Origin of the sequence: Leptospira ilyithenensis (assembly GCF_004771005.1) — a bacterium.
In the GTDB taxonomy this organism is placed as follows: domain Bacteria; phylum Spirochaetota; class Leptospiria; order Leptospirales; family Leptospiraceae; genus Leptospira_A; species Leptospira_A ilyithenensis.
Genome location: NZ_RQHV01000007.1, coordinates 80,034 through 106,050, shown reverse-complemented (window position 1 = coordinate 106,050; position 26,017 = coordinate 80,034). Strand labels below are relative to the sequence as shown.

The 26,017-nt window shown below is 41.7% G+C and carries 16 protein-coding genes; 6 read left to right on the top strand and 10 right to left on the bottom strand.

Annotation, left to right across the window (positions count from 1 at the left end; translation table 11 throughout):
• Positions 1 to 37: 37 nt before the first annotated feature.
• Positions 38 to 697, top strand: a complete 660-nt coding sequence (trmB, locus tag EHS11_RS02235; protein WP_135762796.1) for a tRNA (guanosine(46)-N7)-methyltransferase TrmB — start codon at positions 38 to 40, stop codon at positions 695 to 697.
• Between the two features lie 5 nt (positions 698 to 702).
• On the opposite strand, the gene EHS11_RS02230 is transcribed toward trmB, so the two are convergent.
• The 4 genes from EHS11_RS02230 to rsgA all read right to left on the bottom strand — a co-directional run bounded on the left by EHS11_RS02230 (position 703) and on the right by rsgA (position 7,964).
• Positions 703 to 4,299, bottom strand: a complete 3,597-nt coding sequence (locus EHS11_RS02230; protein ID WP_135762795.1) for a tetratricopeptide repeat protein — start codon at positions 4,297 to 4,299, stop codon at positions 703 to 705.
• Positions 4,296 to 5,927, bottom strand: a complete 1,632-nt coding sequence (locus tag EHS11_RS02225) for an LIC10124 family lipoprotein (RefSeq protein ID WP_135762794.1) — start codon at positions 5,925 to 5,927, stop codon at positions 4,296 to 4,298. The genes EHS11_RS02230 and EHS11_RS02225 overlap by 4 nt, the downstream gene beginning before the upstream one ends.
• Positions 5,924 to 6,883, bottom strand: coding sequence for a FecR family protein (locus EHS11_RS02220; RefSeq protein WP_135762793.1), 960 nt, complete (start codon positions 6,881 to 6,883; stop codon positions 5,924 to 5,926). The genes EHS11_RS02225 and EHS11_RS02220 overlap by 4 nt, the downstream gene beginning before the upstream one ends.
• 67 nt (positions 6,884 to 6,950) lie before the next feature.
• A complete protein-coding gene (gene rsgA / locus EHS11_RS02215) occupies positions 6,951 to 7,964 on the bottom strand; it encodes a ribosome small subunit-dependent GTPase A (RefSeq protein WP_167884319.1) in 1,014 nt (337 codons plus the stop codon).
• 1 nt (position 7,965) lies between these two features.
• Between rsgA and EHS11_RS02210 the strand changes: the two genes are divergently transcribed.
• The 3 genes from EHS11_RS02210 (at position 7,966) to tpx (ending at position 11,706) form a co-directional block, all read left to right on the top strand.
• On the top strand, positions 7,966 to 9,702 hold the full coding sequence (locus EHS11_RS02210; protein ID WP_135762792.1) for an ATP-binding protein: 1,737 nt from the start codon (positions 7,966 to 7,968) through the stop codon (positions 9,700 to 9,702).
• Between the two features lie 297 nt (positions 9,703 to 9,999).
• Positions 10,000 to 11,130, top strand: a complete 1,131-nt coding sequence (locus EHS11_RS02205) for an LBF_2804 family protein (protein WP_135762791.1) — start codon at positions 10,000 to 10,002, stop codon at positions 11,128 to 11,130.
• Positions 11,131 to 11,190: 60 nt separating this feature from the next.
• Complete coding sequence (gene tpx, locus EHS11_RS02200) at positions 11,191 to 11,706, top strand: thiol peroxidase (RefSeq protein ID WP_135762790.1); 516 nt, start codon at positions 11,191 to 11,193, stop codon at positions 11,704 to 11,706.
• On the opposite strand, the gene EHS11_RS02195 is transcribed toward tpx, so the two are convergent.
• From EHS11_RS02195 to EHS11_RS02185, 3 genes are all read right to left on the bottom strand, one after another.
• Complete coding sequence (locus EHS11_RS02195; RefSeq protein ID WP_135762789.1) at positions 11,703 to 14,012, bottom strand: ATP-binding protein; 2,310 nt, start codon at positions 14,010 to 14,012, stop codon at positions 11,703 to 11,705. The genes tpx and EHS11_RS02195 overlap by 4 nt on opposite strands.
• Positions 14,013 to 14,014: 2 nt before the next feature.
• Positions 14,015 to 15,094, bottom strand: a complete 1,080-nt coding sequence (locus tag EHS11_RS02190) for a metallophosphoesterase family protein (protein WP_135762788.1) — start codon at positions 15,092 to 15,094, stop codon at positions 14,015 to 14,017.
• 69 nt (positions 15,095 to 15,163) lie between these two features.
• Entirely contained in the window at positions 15,164 to 16,357 is a 1,194-nt protein-coding gene (locus tag EHS11_RS02185) for a CaiB/BaiF CoA transferase family protein (protein ID WP_135762787.1), read from the bottom strand.
• 125 nt (positions 16,358 to 16,482) lie between these two features.
• Here EHS11_RS02185 and EHS11_RS02180 point away from each other — a divergent pair, with 125 nt between their 5' ends.
• On the top strand, positions 16,483 to 21,120 hold the full coding sequence (locus EHS11_RS02180) for a beta strand repeat-containing protein (RefSeq protein ID WP_246047524.1): 4,638 nt from the start codon (positions 16,483 to 16,485) through the stop codon (positions 21,118 to 21,120).
• A gap of 1 nt (position 21,121) precedes the next feature.
• Here the strand turns inward: EHS11_RS02180 and EHS11_RS02175 are convergent, their stop codons facing one another.
• Together EHS11_RS02175 and EHS11_RS02170 are read right to left on the bottom strand one after the other, a co-directional pair.
• On the bottom strand, positions 21,122 to 22,927 hold the full coding sequence (locus tag EHS11_RS02175; protein WP_281282542.1) for a sulfatase: 1,806 nt from the start codon (positions 22,925 to 22,927) through the stop codon (positions 21,122 to 21,124).
• The gene (locus EHS11_RS02170) at positions 22,924 to 23,313 is read right to left on the bottom strand and encodes a DMT family transporter (protein WP_135762785.1); all 390 of its coding nucleotides are present in this window, start codon (positions 23,311 to 23,313) and stop codon (positions 22,924 to 22,926) included. Before EHS11_RS02170 ends, EHS11_RS02175 begins: the two co-directional genes overlap by 4 nt.
• 47 nt (positions 23,314 to 23,360) lie before the next feature.
• Between EHS11_RS02170 and EHS11_RS02165 the strand changes: the two genes are divergently transcribed.
• A complete protein-coding gene (locus tag EHS11_RS02165; RefSeq protein ID WP_135762784.1) occupies positions 23,361 to 24,197 on the top strand; it encodes an alpha/beta fold hydrolase in 837 nt (278 codons plus the stop codon).
• A 367-nt stretch (positions 24,198 to 24,564) separates the two neighbouring features.
• Here EHS11_RS02165 and lpdA read toward each other — a convergent pair whose 3' ends face one another.
• The gene (gene lpdA, locus EHS11_RS02160) at positions 24,565 to 25,992 is read right to left on the bottom strand and encodes a dihydrolipoyl dehydrogenase (RefSeq protein WP_135762783.1); all 1,428 of its coding nucleotides are present in this window, start codon (positions 25,990 to 25,992) and stop codon (positions 24,565 to 24,567) included.
• Positions 25,993 to 26,017: the final 25 nt, after the last annotated feature.

Below are 26,017 nucleotides of genomic sequence, written 5' to 3'. Positions count from 1 at the left end.
TTCTAAAGTCAAATATCGGTAGAAAGTGGTAAGTTCCTTGTTAGTAAATCCTGAAATTCGTCAAAAGCTATGGAAGTTCACCTTACGAACGCCCTATTCTTCAGACTATCTCCTGCAACCTAAAGAGTGGGGAAAAAAAATCGACATAAAAAAATGTTTCCCCGACCACATAAAAAACTACTGGCTTGAACTGGGTTCAGGTTGGGGAGAAGTAGCAATCGAACTTGCAAAAAAAAATCCGACTACGGGCTTTCTATTAATGGAACGAAAAATTGACCGAGTGATCGCTACGGAAGAAAAAAGGAAAGAATTGGGTTTGGAAAATATCCGTTATATGACAGTCAACTTCCAATGGTTTTTTTCAGAACTCTTGGAAAAAGAAATGTTTGAAACAGTTTTGATCAATTTTCCCGATCCTTGGCCCAAAAGAAAACATCATAAAAACAGAGTGATGAAGCCGAAATTTTTAGAAGAAGTCCATAACCTTTTGGCACCAAACGGGCGTCTTTTGTTTGCAACGGATTACGGTCCTTACGCCAGAAAATGTATTTCTCTGTTTCGCAAAACAAGCAAATTCAATTGGGAAGGAATGGAAGAATATTTTTTTGACCGCCCCGAATTCCCCCGATCTTTTTTCGAAACGGAAAAAAGAAACGAGGGGAAACAAATATACTATTTAGAAAGAAACAAAGTCTAGATCACTCATTTAAGTGTAATCGTTGTCAGGCGTTTTCCGTCTTTTTCCGATCTCCAAGGAACGGATTTCTTTTTACCGTCAGTAGTGACTGTGAGTTCTTTGGATTTCGGTTCCACAATATGTTCTCCCACAGGAAAACGAAACTCAGCATCACTCGGGTAAGAATCGGACCACTTCAAACCGGATTTCCAGACAAATATCTTTTCTTCCGTCTTGATATGAACCGTATCTTCAGTTTCGTAAAAGCCGCGAATATTTCCTACATTCGGAAGTGCCCCTAGCTTCGATTTGGAATCGATTTCAAAGATTTGATTTTCCACTTTCACCAAACAGGAATTTGCTCCACAACCAAGAAATCCGATCTTATCACTTGAGCCTTTTTTAAGTAAAGAAGCAGTCGGCGGATTCGGGTTCGGGACGGAAAGAGGAGTGGAAGAAAACAAAAATTCTTTTTTATTTTCTCTGAGAGTCACCAAATTTCCCGATTTGGTAACAGCAAAAGAATTCAAATCCTTCCATTTTAGTTCTGATTTTTTCTTTCCATTCCAATCCAAAATGGAAAGAATCCTTTCTTTGTCTTTGGGATTTTCATTCAGAACAAGAATGGAATCACCGCCCAAATCCGCTTGTAAAATCGGATATGTATTCGGCAAAGAGAGAGTGATCCCTTTTTTTCCAGTGTCAGGATAGATTTTCTGCACCACACCGTTTTTAAATGCTAACAACTGTGTGCTGGGGATAAGATAAGTGAAGGCTTCAGGAGTAGAAAGTTTCCAAACAGGTTCCTTTGTATTTCGATCCAAACCGGCAAGTGCGGTTCCGTAGTTCACAATCACCCGGTTCGGGTATAGGATCGGATTTCCGACCACGGTTCCGCCCAAAGTCAAATCGGTTACAACAAAAGGAACATCGTCCATATCTTGCGTAGGAAGAAGACGGGCATATTTTGTTTCAGGATATTCCTTCCAAATCTGATTTTGAATCTGAATTCGTTTGGAATGGATGCTATCATCGGGATCTTGTTTGTATTTCGCATCCAAAATCTTCCAATGAGCAAACAATGCTTCCGCAGACCTTTCTTCTTTTAAAACCGAGAGAACCGATTTCTCCGCATCATCCAACCGATTCTCTCTGAAGTAAATATAAGCAAGTTGCAATTCTCCGTCTGTAAAATCGGGATTGTTCTTTTTCAAGTCTTCAAGGAGTACCTTCGATTCTTTCACCAAATCCTCATTAAAGTAGGCAACTGCCAAATTATAAGAAGATAAGGAAAAATTGATGTCCTTCACACGTGCTTTTTCGAATTCTTTTTTGGCTGGCTCGGTTTGGCCCAGTTTGTACAAACTGAGTCCTTTTGCTACATTCGCCGGAGCAAAATTTCCATTGAGTAAAATCGACTTGTCCAATTGGGAGATGGAAGGCTCGTATTCCTTCTTTTTCATCGCAATCAAACCTAACATATAATAGCTGTAAAACGAATCCGGCTTTTCCCTTAAAAGATTGTTAAATCCTTCTTCCGCTTTGGAAGTTTCCCCTTTTTTGTAAAAGAAAGCATAGATTCCTTCCTTGAAAGAAGATGCGTTGTCTTTGTTTTCTTTTGCGGCTTTTTCCAGAATGGCGATTCCTTTTTCTTCTTCACCCTTAGCCATATAACATTCCGCTATCTTTACCAGAAGAGACGGTTTTGGGATTTTATTATAGGCTTTTTGGTAAGGAACAATGGCTTCATCGTATTTTTTCTTATCGTAAAGCCAATTGCCCTCCGCAACCCAAGGGAGAATTTCCGCAAAACGCGCGTTCTCCTGAATTGTCTTTTCCGTTTGAGTCACCTCGGGAATGTCTTTGGAATACTTTTTGGATTTTTGAATATAGTCGGCGGCATTCGAATAATTTTCTTTCTCGTTTTCTTCTACTGCCTTTTTGTAATAAAGACTTGCGAGACGATAATTCAAAGCTTCATTGTCCGGAAATTTTTTCTTCAAACCAAGATAGGTGGATTCCGCTTCTTCGTATTTGCCGGCGTCTTCCGCAATCCTACCAAGTGTAATTGCAGCAAAGGGATCGTCCGCGGAAAGTTTTTCAAGACGTTTGATGTATTCTTTCTCTTTTTTAGAATCACCTGTTTTAGCATACAAACGTGCAAGTCCTTGGACGGAACCCAAATTCTCCGGGTCATTGCGCAATGCTTCTTGATAGGAAGACTCGGATTTTTTATATTCACCAAACACGAAGTAAGCGCGACCGAATGCATTATGGGGAGAAGGATCTTTAGGAGAACGACCGAGTGCCCGACCGTATTCTTCCAAAGCCTGTTTCTTCTTTCCCTGTCTTAAAAACTGATCACCATTAGCGACAAACAACTGTGCTTCGGCAATCGAGAGAGCCTTTTTAAGATCTTCTTTATTTGCGTGAGGATGGGATTCGGCTTTTTTCAAAACTTCAATTGCCTCTGCATTTCTGCCTTGGTCGAGAAGTACATATGCCAGATTCAATTTCGGTTCGAAGAAATTTTTGTCCCAAACGGAAGAATCTTGAAAACTGAGAGTTGCTTTCTGGATTTGTCCCCATTTCCACTCGCAAATCCCTTGTTTGTTTTTCAATTCTGCATTCCGGGGAGATTTTTTAAGCGCAATGCCGGTCGTCTTCAAACACTCGGAAAAACTTTTTTTACGAATTTGCACGTTCGCTAAACCGAGATAAGCAGCAGCAAGACTGTCCTGCAATGACAAAGCTTTTCGGAAACTAGCTTCGGAATCAGTGTATAAAGTTTTTAGAAAATAAGCGTTACCCAGGAATGTCCAAAGAGAAGCATTTGACGGCTGCAAATCGGTCGCCTTCTTATATTCGGAAATGGCAATATCATATTGTTTTTTGGAAACCGCATCGTTTCCTTTTTGGACCAAGGATGCAATTTTTGTGGATTGTTTGGCTAAACCTGCAGACTTTAGATCCGGCTGGAGCGCTTCTGCTTTGGCAAAATAGCTTTCCGCCTCATCATATTTTTTTAGTTCCAAACAAACATCACCCAGTTGATTGAGTAACTCTACAGGATAAGGAAAATTCTTGTTTTCTTCCAAGGGTTTTAGAGTAACATAACTCTCTTGATATTTTTTCTGGGCTTTGAGTAAAGTTCCCACCTTGTATTTGTAAACCGGCTCATCCGGCCTAATATCAACTAACTTTTGATAAGTGGTGGTAGCCTCTTCGTTCTCTCCCAAAGTAGACTGAACCGTCCCGAGACCAATGAGTAATTTTTCATTTTGGGAATCCAATCTTTCTCCCAATCCATATGCTTCCTTTGATTCCGCATATTCTCCCAATTGGTATTTGGAGGCACCAAGCAAAGAATAGGCTTCCACAGTTTCATACTTCCCATTAGCTTCGTTCGCATGCGCGATTGCTTCTTCGAATTTTCCTTTTTGGAAATCATTATTCCCTGCCGCCAAGATCAATCTTGCCGCTTCCAGGTTTTCCTTATCGGATGCAGTTGTGGCTTTATCCGCAAGTTTGTCACTAACGGAAACGGATCGAAAATCACGCGATTGACAGTTCCATAAAAAAACAGAGCTAACAATAAATAAAGACAGGAGAGGTTTTTTCATTTTTTGATTTTCTCCTCAAATTTTACCATATCGGGATAATGAATTTTAACACCTCGGACCGGATTTCCGGAAAGAAAGGAATCCGAAGGAGTGAGGATGGCAATACGCCAGAGGGATTTAAAGTTCCAAGGTTTTTCCTGAATCAAGGAATTGCCCAGATAAACGCGTAACAGTTGCTTTTCGGGATCAGTTTCCCAACGGAACACTCTACCCTTTTCAACGTCTTCCGATTTCCAACGGTAAGAAGATTTTACAAGAGATTCTTTTTCGTCTTTGGCAAAATTAACCAAATGAAAATCGGTTTTGTCTACGACGACAAGAATGGAATGACCTTCTTTGTCCGTAAGATAGATTCCCAATCTTCCGCCTAACTCGCCTGCAAGTCCCAGTTTGATACTGGATTCCACACGATCAGGAATGATATCTTCCGAAAAAACTCCATACCAACCTTTGGGCAGGTCCTGTTTTTTCTGGAATAGAAGTTGGCCCGGAAAAGAAGCCACAAAATGAGGGGAACCGCCCGATGTTTCCCAGAACTCTTCCGCTTCCCAACCTGCACCTTCTTCCAAAGCAATAGGAAGCGCCAGACTTGCAATGGATTTGGGACGGATTGAAATTTCGGAACTGGCGTATTCGTAATTATTATTTTCTCTTGTACGTACGAATTGTACATTATAACTTCCGTAAGGAACACCGGATTCGGCATATTGGGTTTTTCCCTTTTTCTGACCGGATACCAAAACATCCAATCCCGTCGGAAAGCTGGATAATAGAACCGTTCCCTGAGAAATATCGTCATTCCACTCTTGGAATACACGGCTGGTCTTTCCTGCGCGAATCAAAATAGAACGAAAAACCGGATCCTTTCCCGGTTTGGAAAAAGACAATTGGTGTTTACCATTTAACATGGAATAATCGATAAGAGGAGCTTTGCCTATTTCCTTACCATCCAACATAATGGAAGTCCCGGGAGAAGAGGAAAAAACGGAAACTTTTCCGCGTACAGTGGATTCCAAGATTTTTTGAATCTCGTCATTTGAAGGAGCGGAAACTTCGGATAAGTAAGAATGAACCGACGGAACAAGGGGAACCAACTTATTTTTTGCCTGAAAGATTTCCAAAGTCTTTCGCTGGTTTTTTGTCGCAATCGTTGTTTCATCATGGATCTGATGGTAACTGTAAAAAGCCGATCCGAAGTTTTGCGAAAGAACCGGGTCTTTGTACTGGACATTGACTGCAATTTCATCCTTATTCGATGAAAATTGTAATTCCAAAATCACATCAATATCATTTGCTTTTAAAACCTCTCCGTCCCCAATCCGAGAAGGATCTACGGAAACATATTTTCCGAAAGAAGCATGGGAAGAGATAACCCGTTCTTCCAACAAATTGATTTCTTCCCGATTGACACCGGGAGAAAGTTCCCGCCAAACTATCGTAAAGTGAGGGGCCTGTTTGATCAGTAATCTTTCCCGGTAGTCTCTACCGGAAGGATTTGGTTCGGAAAGTCCAGGCTCCGCACTTCGGAAGACCGGTTTCGCGATTGAAGAGTTTAAGGTCTCAATCTGTGAAACGGAAGCACAAGCCTGGAAAACAAAAGCGAAAACCGCTATTAAAATAAATCTCATCTAGTCTTATCAAAACCTTCTTTGGCTGGTAATTTCAATGAATCTTTTTGTACATCTTTTTGAATGTATTTGGATTCTTCTATGGATTTTGCAGTGGTGATCACTTCATCCGATTTGTTTCGGGTAGCTTCTTTTCTACGAACGGAAGTTTCCACTTCGTCAAGAGAAAATCCTGCATCCATTTGTTTCAACACTTCGTTATTGGATCTCAACTCATCGGATAAGGATTCGAATTCCAACATCTTGGTGTTCTCAAAAACAAGCATCTCTTTCAATTCTCCAAGAGATTGAGAATCCAAAGGTTCTACTAATTTTTCACTCAGTTTGGAATTGGGACCGACTGTTGCTTTCTTTTGTTTGTCTAAAACCAATTCGTTTTCCGAATTTGATTTTTTAATGGCAATCGCTCCGTCAAGAACTGTGTATTTAACAACACAATTACTTTGGCTGCAAGGAACAGATCCTGATTTCGAACTTGGATTTTCTACGCTGGTCAAGAAGGAAGTCCCTCTAACACCCGCAATCGAAGTCGAAGTGATTACGTAGAAGGATTCGGACTTACGCTCTTTCCTGAGAACGGTGACTAATTTTCCATACTGAAGATTCACTTCAGTATTTCGTTCTTCCGCACGACCTTTTAAAGCGGAATTGACACTGAGGGAAGTGTTTTTGGCAAGTTTCAACACGCCGTCTTCACCTAACAGAATTTCGGCTGCACCATTTGCGCCCGTTACCACCGTGTCGGTTGCAACCAAAGCATCGCCTAAGCTGGGTTTTATTTGGTTTCCTTCACGTAACAAAACGACATCGCCTTTGATAAAGGCAAAAACGGCCGCTCGTTCTACTTGTGCCTCGGGATTGGAAGTCTTGGAATCCTTTTGACAAAAAAGACTGAATATGGCAAAAATTGCCACGAAGACCAGAGTGAATTTTTTGGGGGAAAGAATGAGTTTCATAGCGCCTCCTCTAACGAAAGAACATCCTAATTTTAATAAACAACTGAGAGCCTTGCAACTCTTTTACCTAATATCTTTTTGTGATTGCCTGGGACCAATGGTCTCTTCTGGTCACACGGTGGGGTTTATCCAAACTTTCGAACATGGATTCGAGATTTTTTTTACGAGATTCCAATAAACCGGTCTCCATGAAGCGCACCATATTGCATTCGAGACCCAAGTCACAACAATACGGGGAAGAACATTTTTCCTTTGCCAAAGAAAGTTCGGGAAAACTTTCCAAAAGCTCCTGTTTGGATAGATGAAGAATCCCCCATTCCTTCACACCGGGAGAATCAATGATCACGGTGTCTTCTTCTAAAAACACTGCAAGCGAGTTTGTAGTCGTATGTTTTCCTTTTTTGGTGGAACCGCTGACCTCATTCGTTTTCTGAACTTTCTGAACACTTTTTTTTGTTAGTTGGTTCAGCAAGGTCGATTTACCGACTCCCGAGTTTCCGCAAAGAAAGGTTTTCTTTCCTTGCAGAACTTTCCATAAAACAGGGAAAGATTTTTCATCTTCAATGGAAATGCTCATCACATCATAACCCAGATTGGAATAAAAATCCTCCTTTTCTTTTTTCAAGGATGAGTCTACCAAATCGGATTTTGTAAAAATGATAAGAGGTTTGATTTTGGTATGATAACAAGCAACTAACAGCCGATCAATAAACCCGTCTTTTGTTTCAGGATCCTTATAGGAAGCAAGTATTGCCACTTGGTCGAGATTTGCGCATAAAACATGATTGTCTCCATGTTCGCTTCTGCGAGTGAGATAGTTCGATCTTTCTTCTTTTTCAAGAATGATCCATTCTTCTCCGTAGCCTGACTCGGCAGTCACAAGATCACCGACTACAAACGGATGTCTGTCTTCCGTGCTCTTCAATCTCAATTTGCCTTTGAGAACCGCGCGAACATACAATCTATCCTTTGAGTATAACTCATAATAGGCTCCGAAGATGCGTGCGATTGTAAATTGTTCTTTACCCAAAGATGAATTCCTAATAGAGTGAGGTTCTTCTTTCAAGTTATCAGGAACCATCATGAAGATACAAGCCATCTTTCGATTTTTTCTCGGTGGAAAAAAATCAGAAACTGCGGAAATCCCCACCCATACCCGTCCGCAAATTCCAAAGGAAGATGAGAAGGGACCCAAGAAACGGGATGAACTGGTACAAAATCTATTTGCACTCGAAAAATTCAAAGAAGATCTGATTTCTTATAACGATCCGGATATCATCAGCCAAACGATCGCCAACTTTCTTGCGGCAAAAATCCCGGCCGAATTCGTTTTGGTTTATACTTGGGATGAAAAGGAAGGACATTTTCGACCAAGGCCTTATCCCGACGGTGCCAATTCAAACATTCTCACATCGCTTCCCGTGTTCGATCCTTTTTTGCTTTGGCTTTCCGACCGTGAGGGAATTCATTTAAAAGAAAATTTTGAAAACGAAAAAACTCATAATCACTCGAAAATAAAAAACGCCGCTCTCAGTTTCTTTGACAGAACAAATTCCATGTTAGTTGCTACTCTTGCAATGAAAAGCAGCCTGGTAGGTTTCATACTGCTCGGCAAAAACACAAAAAAGCATAGTTACGGACTAGCGGAAATCGAAACCATTCTGGAAATTCTTTCCGTTTCTCTTATGTCATTATCCAATTCGATGATTTATCAACAGTTAGTTCATCTCACTGAAACACTGGAAGCCAAAGTTCGGGAAAGAACCAAAGAACTGGAAGAAACGCAAGCCCATCTGGTTCAATCGGAAAAGATGGCTTCTCTCGGTGTAATGGTTGCGGGAATTGCACACGAAATCAATACTCCAGCGGGAGTAATCAACGGTAGTGCCGAAAATCTGGAATCCAATTTGATTTATATTTTTTCACATTTGGCGGATCTTACCAAACTGATTCAAAGCCCCGATCTTTTGAAAAAATACATGGACGTGCTCTATTGTTTGATTCGGGAAGAATCGAAAGGAAAAATAGATCCGAAAGATAAATTCAAATTAAAAAAAGAAGCCAAACACAGGTTCATCGAAAGAGGATTGTCGGAACACGATGCTTCAGAGCTTGCCACCTTTCTTATCGAAAACTCCATTGTACATTTGGAATCGGAATTGGTTTCCATTTGGAACGAAGGTGGAAAGGAAGTGTATGAGATTTTGCGGAATAGCGCCGGACTTCACCGCAATGTCAAAAATATCAAGTATGCCATACGCAATGTGGTGCGGATTGTAAAAGCGCTTAAATACTATTCCCACTTGGGCCAATCTTCCTATTCGGAAGCCGATCTTCATGAGGGGATAGAGAATACATTGATCATAGTGCAAAGTCAAATCAAACAAGGTGTGGAAATTGATCGCAGATATGAAAAGTTGCCGCTCATTAAATGCAATATTGACGAACTGAACCAAGTCTGGACCAATCTGATCACGAACGCACTTCATGCAATGAAGAAAACGGAAAAACCTCACCTAATCATTTCTACACGAAGGATAGGCGAAGACTATGTGTTAGTCGGATTTGAAGATAACGGATGCGGAATTTCCCATGATATCAAAGACAAAATCTGGGACCCTTTCTTTACTACAAAAGACCAAGGGGAAGGAACGGGACTTGGGTTGGGAATCGTAAAAGGAATCATAGAAAAACACAAAGGAAGGATCGAACTGGAGTCCGGCTCGGATACAACCAGATTTTTGGTGTATCTTCCGTTGGCAGGCCCTGGGGATGTTCCAATGATCCCAAAAGAGATGATCCGGGAGATACGAGGGTGATGCGACATAATGTGGCAGTGAATATTGAAATCCCCCGCCCTGTTGATCAGCTTCGCTGATGATTCTCCGAATACTTTTCGCTTTTCTATTGGCGCTCAAAGGGGTTGGGGGGTGTGGTTCGTGGGCTGCAAACAACCGCCTAACACAAATTCCAGTTTCCCGCTACTCTCTTCTTTCTCTCCCAAAAAATTTTTAAAATAAGTTCGCCTTTTTGCCATTGAATCACGGAAAAACTGCGGAAGCAAAGTAAATGTATCCACTTTACAATTCTACTTCCCGAAAATTCATTTAGACCCAATGGAAAATCAAAAAAAAATTCATTCACCCGGTTTATTGGAAAAATGGGGAAGAAAGGTTTTATTTTCCTTTGCAGAAAAAGAAACGGACAAAAAATCCAACGACCAATTCAATTTTCGGCAAAGTTCGAATCGGATCATTTGGCGGGGCAGCTTTCTATCATTTCTCATAGGATTTGTGCCTTCGTTTTTATTTGTATATGTCAATTTTTTACTCCCGCAAGCCGAAGAGTCCGTATTAGAGTCAAGAATCGTTCATATAATCTATGTTTTGTTACTGATCGTATTTTTTACTCTTATTGAGTTTTATTTATTATTCAAGCTGGGGTTGTACGAATCTTATCGGATAGCTGAACTTGCAAATATCGAGCTAGAAGACGAGCCGGAACTTGTAACCCCGATTCCGGGAATGCTTGCACGCATCGCTCTTGAAATCCCGGACCCGGAACTCAGATTATTCGGAATTGATCCGTATCAAAGATTGAATCGCAGAACCCTGGCTTTGAAGACATTGCTTTACAAGATCAAAGTGATACTTTCAAACATTCTCGCAAAATTTGCGTTAAAGGCTCTCATCGGAAGAGGTTCGTTACGGCTTTATATAGAATATGTTTCAGCGCCGATCACAGGTTTTTGGGATGCGTATGTCACATTCCTGATCTTAAAAGAATTAAGGATGAGAGTGATTACAAGAAAGATCGCGGAACGAATCATCATAGAAATAAACGCGGTTTCCATAAATCTTACGGCAAACGGAAAATTAGCCTGTCTCCAGGCAATTGCAAATTCAATCGTGTTTACAAAAACGTTTCATCCTAATTTCGAATTTCTACTACTAAAGCTTGTTAAATGCTTCGGATTGAATTCCGATTTAAAAGATCTGGACAAATTGTCCGAGTTTCAGAAAACATTATCCCTGTGCAATCCTTTCGAAAGAAAATTAGCATTTCACTTATTTCTAATCGGTTCCTGTTTTGACGGAAATCTGAGTGAAGAAGAAAAATCCATTTTGCCCGCTATCCATCCTGATTTTTCCGAAGAAGAATGGAAATCCACGAAAGAATTATCCCAGCATATTCGATCGGGAGAATTGAAGGATGCCATCTCTGTCACCGAAAAAATGATGCAATGATTTTTAAATCCCCTATTTTTGGAAAAACCGTCTAATTAAAAAGACTGGTAAGGAATAATCATGGCATCCGTAACATTAAAAGGCAATCCTATTTCTTTGGAAGGAAATCTTCCTAAAGCAGGAGACAAAGCTCCCGACTTTCATGTAACCGCTCAGGACCTGAGTGAAATTTCTTTAAAAGATTTTGCAGGCAAAGTAAAAATCTTCGTAGCAGTTCCAAGTCTGGACACATCCGTTTGCGCAATCGAAGCAAAAAAATTCAACGAAAAAGTAGCAAAAGAATCCGAGATCACCACCTTAATCGTATCAGGCGATCTTCCTTTTGCAATGAAACGATTCTGCGCCACGGAAGGAATTTCTTCTCCGAATTTTATAACAGGATCTCAGTTTAGAAATTTTTCTTTTTCCAAAAACTACGGAACACATATAGGGACAGGACCATTGACCGGACTATCCGCGCGCGCTGTCTTCGTTGTGGACAAATCGGATGTAATCCGTCACGTAGAACTTGTTCCGGAAATAGGAAGCGAGCCAAACTATGAGACAGTACTTACAGAAGCAAAAAAACTAATCTAAGTTAATTCATGGAGAATGCAGTCCAGGTTTTTTGATTTTGCATTCTCCTGAATCGTTTTTACCAGATTCGAATCAAAGGTAAAAAACACTCCGTTCCATTCTTCTTTCCCTAAAAAATCCAAACAATAATTCACTGCGGAACGGGTTCTCGTTTCATCCATATGTCGGAAAGGTTCATCCAATAAAATCCAAGGTATCTTTTCTTCACCGGACATCCTTTTTGCATATTCCAAACGAAGTGCAAAGGATAATAATTCCTGTGTGCCTGTGGATAGATTGTCAAAATCCCTTAATTCGTTTCTTTTGTCGAAACTGGAAGGTTTTTTGGCAATATCATCCCATTCCAATTTTCTAAGTTCATTTCCTGAAAGAAGTTCATTCCATCTCTTTCCTAAAGACTCGATCAAAACTTGCATTTGATTGCCCGAATTTGCATCCATATCAGCAAATACCTTTGCCAGATTCTGATAAGCGCTAAAATTCAGCTCTGCATCGTCAAAGTCCTTTTTCGCCTGATCCAAGTCAGTTGAAGATTTTTCCCATTCTTTTAAAATCCGATTCAACCTTTCGGTGGAAGTGGCGACCAAACTTGCTAAAGAATATTGCAGTTCATGAACTTCTTTGGACTTTATCTCTTTGTCCTTTTTTTTAGATTCGATCGTGAGTTTCAGATTCGATTTTTCATTTTTTTCATCCAAAGAAAAATCCTTCGGTATGTTTTCCTTTTCGAAATTTGTTAATTTGTCTTTTATTCTTAACTTTAATTCTTCAATCGAGTGTGTTAGGTGTTCTTTGGCAATTTGAGAAAGACGCAAGTCCAATTCCGAAAATTCCTCCAAAACAGATTTCGCCGATCTGATTTTATCCTTGTATTCTTCTATGGAAATAGAATCGGATTTTTTTAAAATTTCTTCTGTGATCGTTTTGGTCTCTTCCCACTCTTCCTGCAACCTACGGATCTTTTTCAAAACATCCGTTAGATGGTTCTTCTCGGAAATCAAAGCATCTTCCTTTATTTGATTTTGTCTTCGTTCGGATTCCAAATCGGAAAAATAACCTTTCAATGCTTCTCTGATTCCGTCCTTTGTAGCAAGAATCGGCCGAATCGTATCCTTTGTTTGAAGGATCATATCTTCCGATAAATATTTAACATGGGCGTTTACAGATCCTTCATCTTTTTCTATATTTATCTTTTTAGCGAAAAGAAGAAATACAAGTCCCCCTGTCAAAACAAGCAGCAACCCGCCGATGAACAAGGGAGTAACGGTGAATCCGTCCTTCACAGAAAGTATACTTGCAATAAAACCTATAAAGGAAATTGAAATAGAGGCAATAATATAAGGAACCTGCCAAATAATCTGTGTTTTTACAATCGTTGCCGATAAAATTTCATCCAATCGTTTTTCAAAACTTCGAGCCATCGGTTCAAACAACGAGAGAGAATTCAGTTTCTTGTCCGCTTCCTGTCTTTCAAGAGAAAGAGAAGCGATTCTTTTTTCTTTTTCTTCCGATGCATTTTTCAAAGATTTGATTTCAAAAGAAAGCTCGGAGGATTTTTTTTCGGAGGAAGTAAGCAAACCTTCAGAATTGGATTCCAATAGTTTTTTCAGACTGGAAATATTTTTGGATTTATCTTCCCAAAGAAGAACGGATGCGTACAATTTGTCCAAAGAAGAGTGAGTTTCTTTTTTTTCCAAAATCTCATAACGAGCGTTTGTTTGTATCAGGAAATCTTCCATCTTTTTCAATTCTTCTTCCAAATTTTGCTTTTTGGTTTCCAAATCGGGAATGGAAGACCATTCCTTTAAACTATTCATTCGGTCCCGATCAATTCTCAGAAAATCGGCTTCCGCTTTATCCAAAGATTCTTTGAGTGATTTGTAATTTTTGGCGGCTTTTCTAATTCCTGTTTTTTCAGAGGACTCCAAACATTTTTCTTTTAATTTCTTCGGATCAAATCCCGTATCAAATAATGAATTCTGAATGACTTGGATCACTTCGTTTTTGTTTTTATCTTCATCCAAATTGAACTGAACATTTCCTTCCCGAATGGCATAGGTATGCAGAAAACTGGGAGCCGAGATGGAATAAGCAGGAATGGAAGATTGAACCGATTTGTCTTTCTGATAGCGGGCATTTATTTTTTTTCCATAAACGGTTGTTCCACTAACTTTAATTAAAGAGGAAACGATTGCATCAAATACAGTGGTTTTCCCTGATTCATTTCCTCCGTAAAAAATAGTAATCCGTTTGAATGAAAAAGATTTGTTAACGAATAGTCCGAATTTTTTTAAACTGATATCCATTCTTAATTTTTTCCCGATACCAACATTTCAAAACCGAGCCGTTTCATTCTTTCCCAGGTTTTGGGATCTTCGCTGTCTTTTCTTTTTTCCATCTCGTCCACAAAACGTTTGATAAATGTATTTTCCTGGATTCCGGAAATCAGACGTAAGCCCGACTCTTCCTTGTCAAAATCCAATGCTCTGAATTTCGATTTCCATTCTTTCAAGAGTTTTGATTCAAAATTCTTTTTAGGATTCATATCTTCCACATAACCGTTCCATCGGATATAGACCCAATCGTTCGGACCGAATCCTTCAAAGTAAAATTCCGGATCTTTTTCAGGCTTTCCGTCTAACGCCAGATCAATGTTCACTTCCCGAAACTGTCCCGCTTTTTCCCAGATCAAAGGTGATTTTTGAATGCGGTTGTTTTTTACTTCCAACAAATACCCTTGTCTCGGACCGGTTTCCCCTTTTCTCCAGACTCGGGAAGATCCCGCATAAGCAATCTCGCAATTTCCAAACATTTGGGAACGTGCCGAATGGATATGACCGACTGCCACATAATCACAGTTCAACGACTGTAACTGATTGGAATCCAGTATCCCTCCGTCCTCTTCTTCATTATTGATTCCCGCAAAACTCATCCCGGACACGGTCGCATGTGCCATTCCTATTCTGAGTTTTGCTTTTTTGGAAGGTGGATTGCCGGTTAATAATTTACCGTAGTTTTCCTGATGAGGAATTCCCAAGATTTCAACTTCGTCATTCAAAGGAATCAATTCGTAAGGCTCCCGATCAATTACCTGAACTTGGGGACCCCAATCGAATTTCCCGTACCCGCTTTCAGTTCCTTTCCTGCGCAGAGCTTCATGATTTCCCGGAAGAAAATAAACTTTGCCGCTAAACTGCTTTGTCTCTTCGACAAAGACCGTACGAAGCGATTCCAGGTCTGAATAAGTATCGAATATATCACCACATAACAATACTGCTATGGCTTTGTTTTTTTCCGCAGTTCGGAAAATTTCCCGGAGAACATCTAATCCGTATTCCTTGTCATTGGAAGCGGATAAATGCAAGTCGGATGCTTGAATCAGTTTCATATAATACCCAATCAATCCATTTTACAGGAGACATGGGACAAAATAGCAAGGCATATGAAAAAAGAAAAACTAAATGACTCTGTCTTTTCTAAATTCTTCTATATTTCCTTCGGAATATCCCAAAGATTTCAAAATTTCGTTCGTATGTTCCCCGTGGTCAGGAGGGTCATTTCGATAAGTGACAGGGGTTTCCGAAAAATGAAAAGGAGAACCGAATTGAAGCACATCCCCGTATTTGTCGGTTTTGGTTTCAAATATCATTTTGCGTTCTCTGAAATGAGAATCTTTCACCACTTCTTCCAAAGACAAAATAGGGGTAAGGCAGGAATCTTCATTTAAAAAAATAGGTTCCAAGTCAACATAGGTTTTTGATAAGAAATAATCAACTAACGTTTGCTTAACGATATGGAGGTTTTCTTCCGTAAGAGGAGTCTCTTTGGTTAGGTTCTCCAATCCTGCAGCGCGAAGAAAAGTTTGGAAGAACATATCTTCCAAAGCACCCAATGCCACATATCTCCCTTCTTTGGTTTCGTAAATATTGTAATTGGGAAGTTTTCCCGAGAGAATTTCATTTCCCGGCTCGGGAGATTTTCCGGAGGCAGAATAAATTCCTCCGAACAAAGAAAGAAACTGTAAAGATGCATCCGTCATTGAGACGTCGATCCTTTGACCTCTTCCCGTTTTTTCCCGATGATAAAGTGCTGCGAGAATGGCGGAGACAGCTGTCAAAGTTCCCCCTCCGATATCTGCAAGCTGGAACCCGGCGGGCCTAGGAGGATTTCCCGTTTGATGAAGAACTCCCGAGAGCGCCAAATAATTCAAATCGTGTCCCGCAAAGTTTACGTATTTTCCCGAAGTTCCGTATCCGGAAATTCCACAATAGATAAGTCTTGGAAATTTTTCTTTCAAGACATCGTATCCTATCCCCATCTTATCCATTCCGTCCGGGCGAAATCCTTCCAAAAGAATATCCGCATCGGCAAGGAGCTTGAATAAAATTTCTTGGGAAGCAGGACGTTTTAAATTCAAAGTGATGGCTTTTTTATTGCGATTCAACATCATGAATAACGCCGAATAACCTAAGTTACCTTTTAACATCGCGCGAGTGCCGTCATAAGCCCTGGGGTTTTCAATTTTGATTACTTCCGCACCCATATCGGCAAGATGCTGTGAACAGAGCGGCCCGGGAAGTAGCAAGGATAAGTCAACAATTTTCACACCTGCCAAGGGACCTGCAGATGGATTTGATTTGGGATTGGTCATGATATTTATTTACCGTTTCTTAAAAAAGAGCCGGGAATCCAAAGGGTTTGATACGTTATATATAAAGAGAAGTATCGGAAAAGAAAAGCGATTTTTATTCTGGTAATTGTCGTTCGGATTCAGTGATGAAAAAAATTCACCTAACGTTAGCTTGTATTTTATTCTTCACTTTTTCCTGCCAAACTATCGTACGCTCCAATCTTTTCCTTTGGCTCGGAGCATTCTTCAGCGGCTCTTCGGAAAAAGGCAATCTGATCTACGATGCAGATGTTTACCTTTTTACAAGTGAATCCGGAAAACAAGCCAGCTTCGAAGTCAAACTCAACCTTGAACCCAAAAGCGAAGTTCGTATCGGGCCGATCTCCGTTTCGGATACTACGGAAGGCGCCTTAGTCGGTGGCAATTATCTGACTTTCACTCCATCCGATTGGAATACGGTCCAAACAATCACGATCAAAGGACTTGATGATTCACTCAGTGACGGAAACATTTCCTATCAGGTCAGTTTGGGGAATTGGCTTACTGAGGATGGAAGATTTGCGGAACAAAGTCTCCCCATCATTCCATTAGTGAACACAGACGATGAAACATCAGGAGTCGCCACAAATCCTGTGAGCGGACTTCTCACTTCCGAAAACGGAACTACCGCAAAAATCTATTATGTTTTGCAAACACGACCGATGAGACCTGTGACCTTGAGCGGATTTTCTTCTTCCGTTCCTGCAGATGCAACAACACCTAACACGACTCTTACATTTACTTATGATAATTGGGACACCGCTCAATACATTGAAATAACAGGTGCGGATGACGGAGCTGTCATTGACGGTGCCCAAAATTATACAATTTCCGCCGGGCTTACCAGTTCCGATGATCCGTCTTACAATGGTAAATCTGTTCCCGTTGCGACAGGAACAAATACCGACAATGATACTGCCGGATTTACAGTCGTCAGCAACACTCCCTTAACTATAACAGAAGCAGGTGGTCTCGCACAATTTTCAGTCGTAATGAATACGATTCCTACCGGGAACGTTACCATTTCATCCATTGTCGCTTCCCCTGCGACGGAAGGAACAGCAACGCCGTCCTCTTTGGTATTCACTTCCGCAAACTGGAATGTTCCCCAGCTTGTCACTGTGACAGGTGTGAATGATTTCGAAGCGGATGGAAATCAAACAGTTACAATCGTTGCAAGTTCCGCAACATCAAGTGACGGATATTATAATAGTACACTTTGTATTCCTCCTGCAACGCCACTTTGTCCCGTTGCTCCGAGTTTTCCCAATGTCACAAATACGGATGATGATACCAGAGGATTTACACTCACTCCGACAAGCGCTGTCAGCTTTTCCGAAAACGGAGGATCCCAGGTGTTTTCATTCAGTCTGACTTCCAGACCTCCTGCCGGCCAAACAGTAAATATCACTGGCATCAATTCGTCTAACGCAGGACTAGTGACAGTCAGTCCGGCTACTTTGAGTTTTTCTTCCGCCAACTGGAATGTGCCCCAATCCATTACGGCTACAGGACAAAACAATGCGATTGATGAGGATACCAGATCTGTGACGATTTCCTTCGGTTCCGTGGATACGTCTTCCGGTTCCAGGGATACAGGCTACGACTCCGTTACAATTCCTTCTTCGGTCAGTATTTCGGTTACAGACGACGATACGGCGGGATTTACAATGTCGCCTGCATCCGGTTTGGTTGTAAATGAAAATGCTGGCCCCATATCCACGACATTTACAGTTGTTCTGAATTCCCAACCGACAGCAACCGTCAACTTAACAAGTATTACATCCAGCAATACCGCAGAGATAACCGTGTCTCCTTCCAGTCTCAGTTTTACTACTGCCAATTGGAATGTTGCCCAAACGGTTACAATCACATCAGTGTTAGATGGAAGCCTGGATGGAAACGGAAGTGTAAATATCAATTTTGCCAATGCCACTTCGGCCGATGCCAAGTACAGCGGGATGTCCGTTTCTTCCGTAAGTGCAACCAATGTTGATAGCGGCACTCCTCAAGTAATACTGCAAAATATTTCTTCCGGGTTGACTCTTTCCGAAAACGGTACATCTACGATTACTTTTGAAATCAAACTCGCTATTTTACCCGGCTCCACCGTTACAATCGGACCCATTGTAAGTTCGGACACTTCCGAGATCGTTGTTTTGGATAGCAGTGGCAATCCTACCACTTCTCGCAGCCTAACATTCACTACTACGAACGGACAGGCAAATAATTTTACAGGATCTTCATCAACAAGCGGATGGGATATTGCACAAACAATCACAATACGTTCCGTTACGGATGCATTCGATGACGGGGACATTCCGGTGAACATCAATATCCCGGTAGCCGTCGGTTCTTTTTATGCAGGGCTCAGGCCGGATCAAATCATTTCCGGTTACACACCTGCAACCGGAAATCTATTGGTTACATTGCTTGATAATGACACAAAAGGTTTTACCATTTCCACAGGAACTGTCTCTGTTACTGAAGGAGGCGCCAACGGAACCTTTACTGTAAGACTCAATTCAGCACCTTGTGACACCCCCGGGACTTTAGCAAACTGTGCGACAGGTTCCGTCACGATTCCTATGAGCTCGGAGGTATTTTCCGCACCGGACGTTACTCAATATACATTTTCTCCAGCAAGTCTTACTTTTACTCAGGCAAACTGGAACACAAATCAAACAGTAACAATCATTCCATCGAACGATTCATATGATGAGATTTTAACAAGAAATCATACTTTTACTTTAGGTGCGATTTCTTCTTCCGGCACGGATTATGACGGGCAGGACCCGAGCGATGTGACGGTATCCATTACAGATGACGATAATCCGTCACCTAACAAAGCAGCATTCGCTTTGAAAGCGGGTTCTCAAGCATTTACAGCAGAGAACGGATTGCAGACCACCTATCAGCTGCAATTGGCTACTTCACCGATTGTGGGAAACTCCGTCACAGTAACAGTCACAAGTACGAATTCCGCAGAAGGAAGAATCCTTGTATCCACGGGTCCCGATGTGCTTGCAAGCTCAAATGTGTATACTTTTGATTCCACCAATTGGAATATTCCCGTCGACGTTATAATCCGGGGGGAGCCGGATAACGGGGATACAGCAAATGTTAGTTATACGGTAACGGTATCGGGGGGAACCGAGTCGGGAAGCACACCTTCCTGGTACAATAGTTTTGTAGGAGCTACGGGCGCAACAGCCAATCTGATCAACTATGATGTTGCTGTAAGCAAGGTGACTATTTCCACTCCTGCTTCCATGAGCATGGCGGAAAATGCCGCCGCATTCCAAATATATATTTTTTTGGTACAAGCTCCCAGCAGTTCCGTTACGATTCCGATTTCCTTGAGTACATCTTATCCCTGCAGACTACTTTCCAGTCCGACAGTGGATCAATTTGCCATTTCCTCAACGACTGTTACGTTGGACTCTTCCAATTGGAATACAGCAGGCACTCACAACCAAATCACTGTTACTCCAAATGACGATGCAGCAAATGACGGAACGATTTCCTGTCCGATCCAAGTCGGCACACTCACTTCGGGAGACGCTTATTATAATGGTTACGATCCGACAGATCCCGGTTTGACTTTAACCGACAACGATACTTCAGGTTATACAGTCAGCAACCAGACCCCTAGCCCTTTCCTCACTTCCTGGTCGGGAGCACAGTCCGCTTTTGATTTGATCTTAAGTTCCCAACCGGTTGCCGATATTACGGTGAGTTACACTCCTACTCCTGGCGGAATTGTAACGTTCAGTCCATCGACTTTGACGTTCACTCCATCTAACTATGGTTCATCGCAAACGGTAACAATGACAGGCGTAAATACAGGAGTATCCGGAGATCAGAATTTTACCATCGCGCTGACCTCGTCTTCCGGTGAAGTTACAACAGGAGGCACCGGTTCCGTTCTTTATCAATCCTTATCCGCCTATACACTGCCTACTTCCGGCAGTAATATAGAAACCATATTCGATATCATTCCTTGTTCGAGCATAGTTTCCTGCCCGGGCGCAGGCGGTGCCAATGCAAGCGGTGGACTTGTGGGAAGCCCGGCACTTAACACAACTGAGGCGGGCGGGCAGGCAAGATTTCAAGTCAGACTTCGCGCAAGACCCGCATCCGGCGTCACACTTGGAACGATCACGAGCAACAACACATCGGAAGGAACCACTTCTCCGACAAGTCTTAGTTTTACAACTGGCAATTGGAATACTTTGCAAGATGTATATGTAACGGGGATCGACGACTTCAGTGTAGATGGAAATATCAATTTTTTAGCACAACTGGGTTCTTTGTCAGGAGGAGGAACCGGTTTCAACGGTCAAACTTTACCTGATGTTTCCATCACCAATACGGACGATGATACTGCTTCCGTCATCATCACTCCAACAGCCGGGCTTGTGACAACCGAGTCGGGAAGCACTGCCAATTTTACAATTCGTTTGAATAGTCAACCGAGTAGCACTGTGACGATTCCTCTCAGCTCTTCCAATACGGCGGAAGGAACGATCGCAGTCGCGAATGTTCAATTTGACGGAAGTTGTCCCGGTGTGGATTGTTGGAGCACTCCCAAAACGATTACGATCACCGGAGTAGAAGATGCAGGTGCGATAGATGGAAATATTCTTTACTCTATTATCACAGGAACAATCACTTCCGGAGATACGAATTATAACGGAATCAATCCGACGGACGTCAGCGCAACCAATAACGATAACGACTGATTTATTGAATATAACCTTGTTTGCGAAGTATATTCACCGCGTCTGTCTCCAATTTATCCGAACGAACGTATTCTTTTTTATTATTTCCGGATCTCCAAACTTGCAAGCGGGTTTCATTTGCAGGAATCGGTGAACCGATAGGAGAATCATACAAGGTTCCGCAATTCAAACTACAGCCAACAGGTGTTAAATCAAAAGAGCCCGCGCCCAAATGTCCGTTGGTAATTTCCAAATCATTTTGAAACAAATGAAAACTTGGGAAAGTCACATCAGGGTAGACTTCAAAGATAACTTCCGAATCCTGCGGTTTACCTTCGAATTGTTTGTATTTATCCGAATTCCAAAGAACGGTCAATTGTCTTTCCGTTTGGGAAATTTCCAAAGCAGGATTGGTGTTTTTTTTAAGGATACGGACTCGGCCCACATTCACCTGAGCTACAGCCTTCAAAGTCCCTTTTTTAAATTGTCCGGGATTCAGGCGAATCGTATAACGGGTCAAAGTTGGTTCCGTCAATCGGATACGCGACCATAAAGACTCAATCCTTGTCTTCTTATCGTTTGCAAGCTCCGAGTTTTTAATTTCGGAAATGTCCAAAAATCGAATCGGATGGATTTGTTCCGGGTCTTTGGAAACATCATAAAAATAGAAAGTTTCCCTACCGACTCCTCCTTCCCAAAATCGTCCTAACTCATGGAAACGATAGGATCGTTGTAGAAGAAAATCGTTTTCAATTCCGATTCCTTGAGTGGATCTTGTTTCTCCGTAGTACAACCGTTTTTTGGTCTCTTCACCGCGAATGATAGGAAACAAACTTTCTCCGTCGAGCCCTGATTTTTTTTCCATTCCCAACAATTCCAAAATCGTAGGATACAAATCAATGGAACGAGTTCTGTTTTTTAAAACCGCGCTTGTTGTTTGATTTGGAAATTTGATCAAGAGAGGAACGGAAATATTTTCCAAAAATAAATCCTGCCCGTGTCCGAAAAAAGTATTTGTTCCTGTAAAAGGAGAGATCGCATGTTCAGGATGCATCACCTCACCATGGTCAGCCGTTATGATGATGCAAGTGTTGTCCCAAAGTCCGTTCTTTTTTAAAGAATCAAATATAACGGACAACTCTTCGTCTACATAAGCGACTTCTCCGAGATAATCCCGCTTTCTTTCCTCCATAATTTCATCCGACTTTATTCTTTCCCGAAAGCCGGCGGGGGGAGTATAAGGTTTATGAGGATCGTTGAAATTCAAAAAAAAGAAAAAAGGTTTCTTAGTTTCCGAAAAAGAGGCAATGACTTCCAAACTTTTTTTTGTAATCTGTGGAGTGTCATTGCTCAAATGGGAATATTCATGCAGAGTTTGAAAACCAACATTCACACCTAAACCGTTTTTATCCGTAACGAAAGGATTGTTTCCCACCATGACCGTATTAAGCCCGTTTTGTGATAAAAGTTTTGGCAAAGGAAAAAGTTCGGATTCATAAAAAGCTGTTACTTCGTTTTTAGGAGCGGGGTAATCCCAAAAATTGACAGGGTTTCTCGAAGCATACTTGCCGGTAAAAAATACAAGAGTGGAGGGTCTTGTCCAAGCCGCATTGACCAGATGGTTTGCAAATACATAGGAAGTTTTGGAAAATTTTTCCAATTCGGGGGTAACCCCGTATCTTCCGATCACATCCCCCCGCAAGGAATCAATTACAATCCAGATGATGTTGGGTTTGCTCGGAACTTCGGGGACGGGGAAAGAAACTTTCGGGGAGGGTTTACAAAAAAACAGGCAAAGGGATATCAGAAAAAAGCAAGTAGGTTTCAAGATTCAACATCAAACATTTGCAAGGCGGTAAGCCAAACACCGATCATAATGAAAGCTATCCCAATCCACTGAGTCCAATTCAACCTTTCTTTGAAAAAGAAAGCAGATGCCATGAGCACGATGATAAATCCGCTGGAAGTGAACACCGGATAGGCGAGAGAAAGCTTGAGCCCCTTGCCCAAAACAAACCGATAACCGAGAAGTGCCAGTCCGAAGGAAGCAAGACCCGCAATAAAATAAGGATTTAAAATCGTCCAAATGATTCCAACCGGAGAGGAAGTGCCTTGGCCTTGCGCATCTTGTAAGGAAGAGGATTTAATCAATATATTCGCAAGAGCGTTGAAGAATACAGCTATACAGAAGACTAGGATGATCTGGACTTGCATGAGTTACTGGCAATTTGGAATGATTTGTAAGCAGGTCAAATAGAAAAATGAAAACAAAATCCTTTGCTTTCCGAGGAATCAATCTAACATACTACGACTATGAATCAGACAAACCTCCCCTTCTGTTCTGCCATGCCAACGGATACAGCGCCGGTTGTTACAAGTATTACCACGAGGCCTTGCAAAAAGACTACCGGGTTCTTGCATTGGATTTTGCAGGACATGGAAAAAGTGATTTCAGTTTGGATTTTAAAAATTGGAATTTCTTTCGGGACCAGATCTTATCCCTTCTCAACCACGAAAAGATAAATTCGATTCAAACCATAGGCCATTCTTTGGGAGGCGCTTCTACAATACTTGCTTCCGTCAAAGAACCGGAACGATTTGAAAAACTGATAACATTCGACCCGGTCATCCTCGGTTGGAAAATGATAACGATGGGGAAATTTTTAAAGAGCCCCCTGGAAAAGGGCGCATCAAAAAGAAGAAAAATCTTCAGCTCCATGGAACTAGTGAAAAGATCCTATCGTCAGTTTCCCGCCTTCGCAAAGTTTAACGACACTATCTTTGAAGATTATTTGAACTCTTGCCTTAAAAAAACGGGCAATGGAAACGAAGTGGAACTATGCTGTGACCCGAGAGTGGAAGCGCAGATATTCGGCGACTCGCATTATCATATATTCATAAATTTTTATAGGGTCTCTCGGGAAGTCCATGTGTTGATCCCTGAAAAATACGAAGTCTGCAGCCCTGACCTCGCAAAACTCATCACCAAAAAAAATCCGAATTCCTCCGTCACCATTTGGCCCGAGATCACTCATTTTTTCCCCTTTGAAAATCCCAAACAAACGTTAGATTGGCTGAGAATGAAGTTAGAACTCTAACCACCACCCCCAAACGGCAGAAAGCCGAACTTTGTTTTAAAAAATTTAACGAAAACAGACTTCCACTTTACAAATAAGTTAACATATGTTAAAAGGAACACATTGGGAGGCGGGTGTAGTTCCCCACCCAAATCAGGGCGGGGATACCAAAATCCATCCTATACCTCCCTTCCGGAAAGCTTTCTCTGATTTTTGTTTTTTGGGCGCCTCGGATCTATCGGATGACAAAAACCGATCGAACCCCCGACCGGGCTTTCCGTTCCAACCTTCGCATGAAAGCGAAGGGTTTCCACTGCAATCCCTGGCGCGAAGATCTTAATTCGTAAATAGCTGGTTATGCGATCAAAGCGGAAACTAATTTCGGATTTCAAATATTAATCGCTTCGCCGAAGACCGCCGCCGCTGCATCCATAATTCCTTCCGAGATGGTAGGATGGGCATGAACTGTATTTGCAAGTTCGCGAACCGTGACTTCCATATTGGCACCTAATGTTAGCTCTGCGATCAATTCCGTAGCGCCGCTTCCGATGATATGTGCTCCCAATATCTCTCCGTGTTTTTTATCGGAAACGATCTTTACCATACCGGTAGTATCTCCTTGCGCTTGAGCACGACCGCTGGCGGTAAATGGAAACTTACCGATTTGAACTTCATAACCTAACGAGAGTGCTTTTGCCTCCGATAGCCCCACACTCGCCACTTCCGGATGACAATAAGTACATCCGGGGATATAATTATAATTTAAAGGATGGATGCTGACCTTATGCGGGTTTCCATTTCTAATGGAAATATCTTCCGCAGCACGAATCCCTTCGGCGCTCGCCACATGGGCAAGAGAAGGAGTCGCAATACAATCCCCAATGGAATAAATGGTATCTATTGACGTTCTATACTTCGCATCCACATCAATAAATCCGTTTTTTGTTTTGACACCGATCGCTTCCAGACCGATATTACTTGTGTTTGGTGCAATCCCTACGCCGACGATCACCTTATCGAATTTCAATTTTTCTTTCTTTGCAGACTTACGGTCCTGCAATACAAGTTCCACCTCGGCTCCGGAAACGGTAGCAGACTCGACCGCATAACTCAAGTATTGTTCTATTTCCCTTTTTTTATAACTTCTTTCCAGAATCTGAGATATCTCCGTATCTTCATTCGGCAAAAGATGATCTTGAAATTCGATGATCGTCACCTTGGAACCCATTGACTGGTAAAAATCGGCAAACTCCACCCCAATGGCACCCGCGCCGATAATAGCAAGATTTTTAGGCACGGTTTTTTGGATCATTGCTTCTTTTGCCGAAAGCACCTTATCTCCGTCAAATGGCAAAAAAGGAAGAGCTTTGTTTTTGGCTCCTACGGCAAGTATGATATATTCGGCAGAAACCAAACTTGTTTCGCCTTTTTCATTTTTGATCTCAATATTGGATTTGTCTTTGAGAATCGCATCTCCGCTGAGAACAGTGATTTTGTTTTTCTTCATCAAAAACTCGACACCTTTTGCCATTTGATCCGCAACGGAACGGGAACGTTTGATGACTTGTTCGAATTCTACGGATACGTTCTCCGCTTTCAATCCGAAACTTGCGGCTTTTTTCAAGTGTTCCAAAACATGCGCACTCTCTAACAGAGCTTTGGTGGGAATACATCCCCAATTCAAACAAATTCCACCGAGTCTTTCTCTTTCAATGATTGCAGTACTGAGTCCGAGTTGCGCGGAACGAATTGCCGCGACATAACCTCCCGGTCCTCCTCCGATCACTACTACTTGGAATTTGGATGTATCAGTCATATATTCTCCCAACTCATTGGGATAA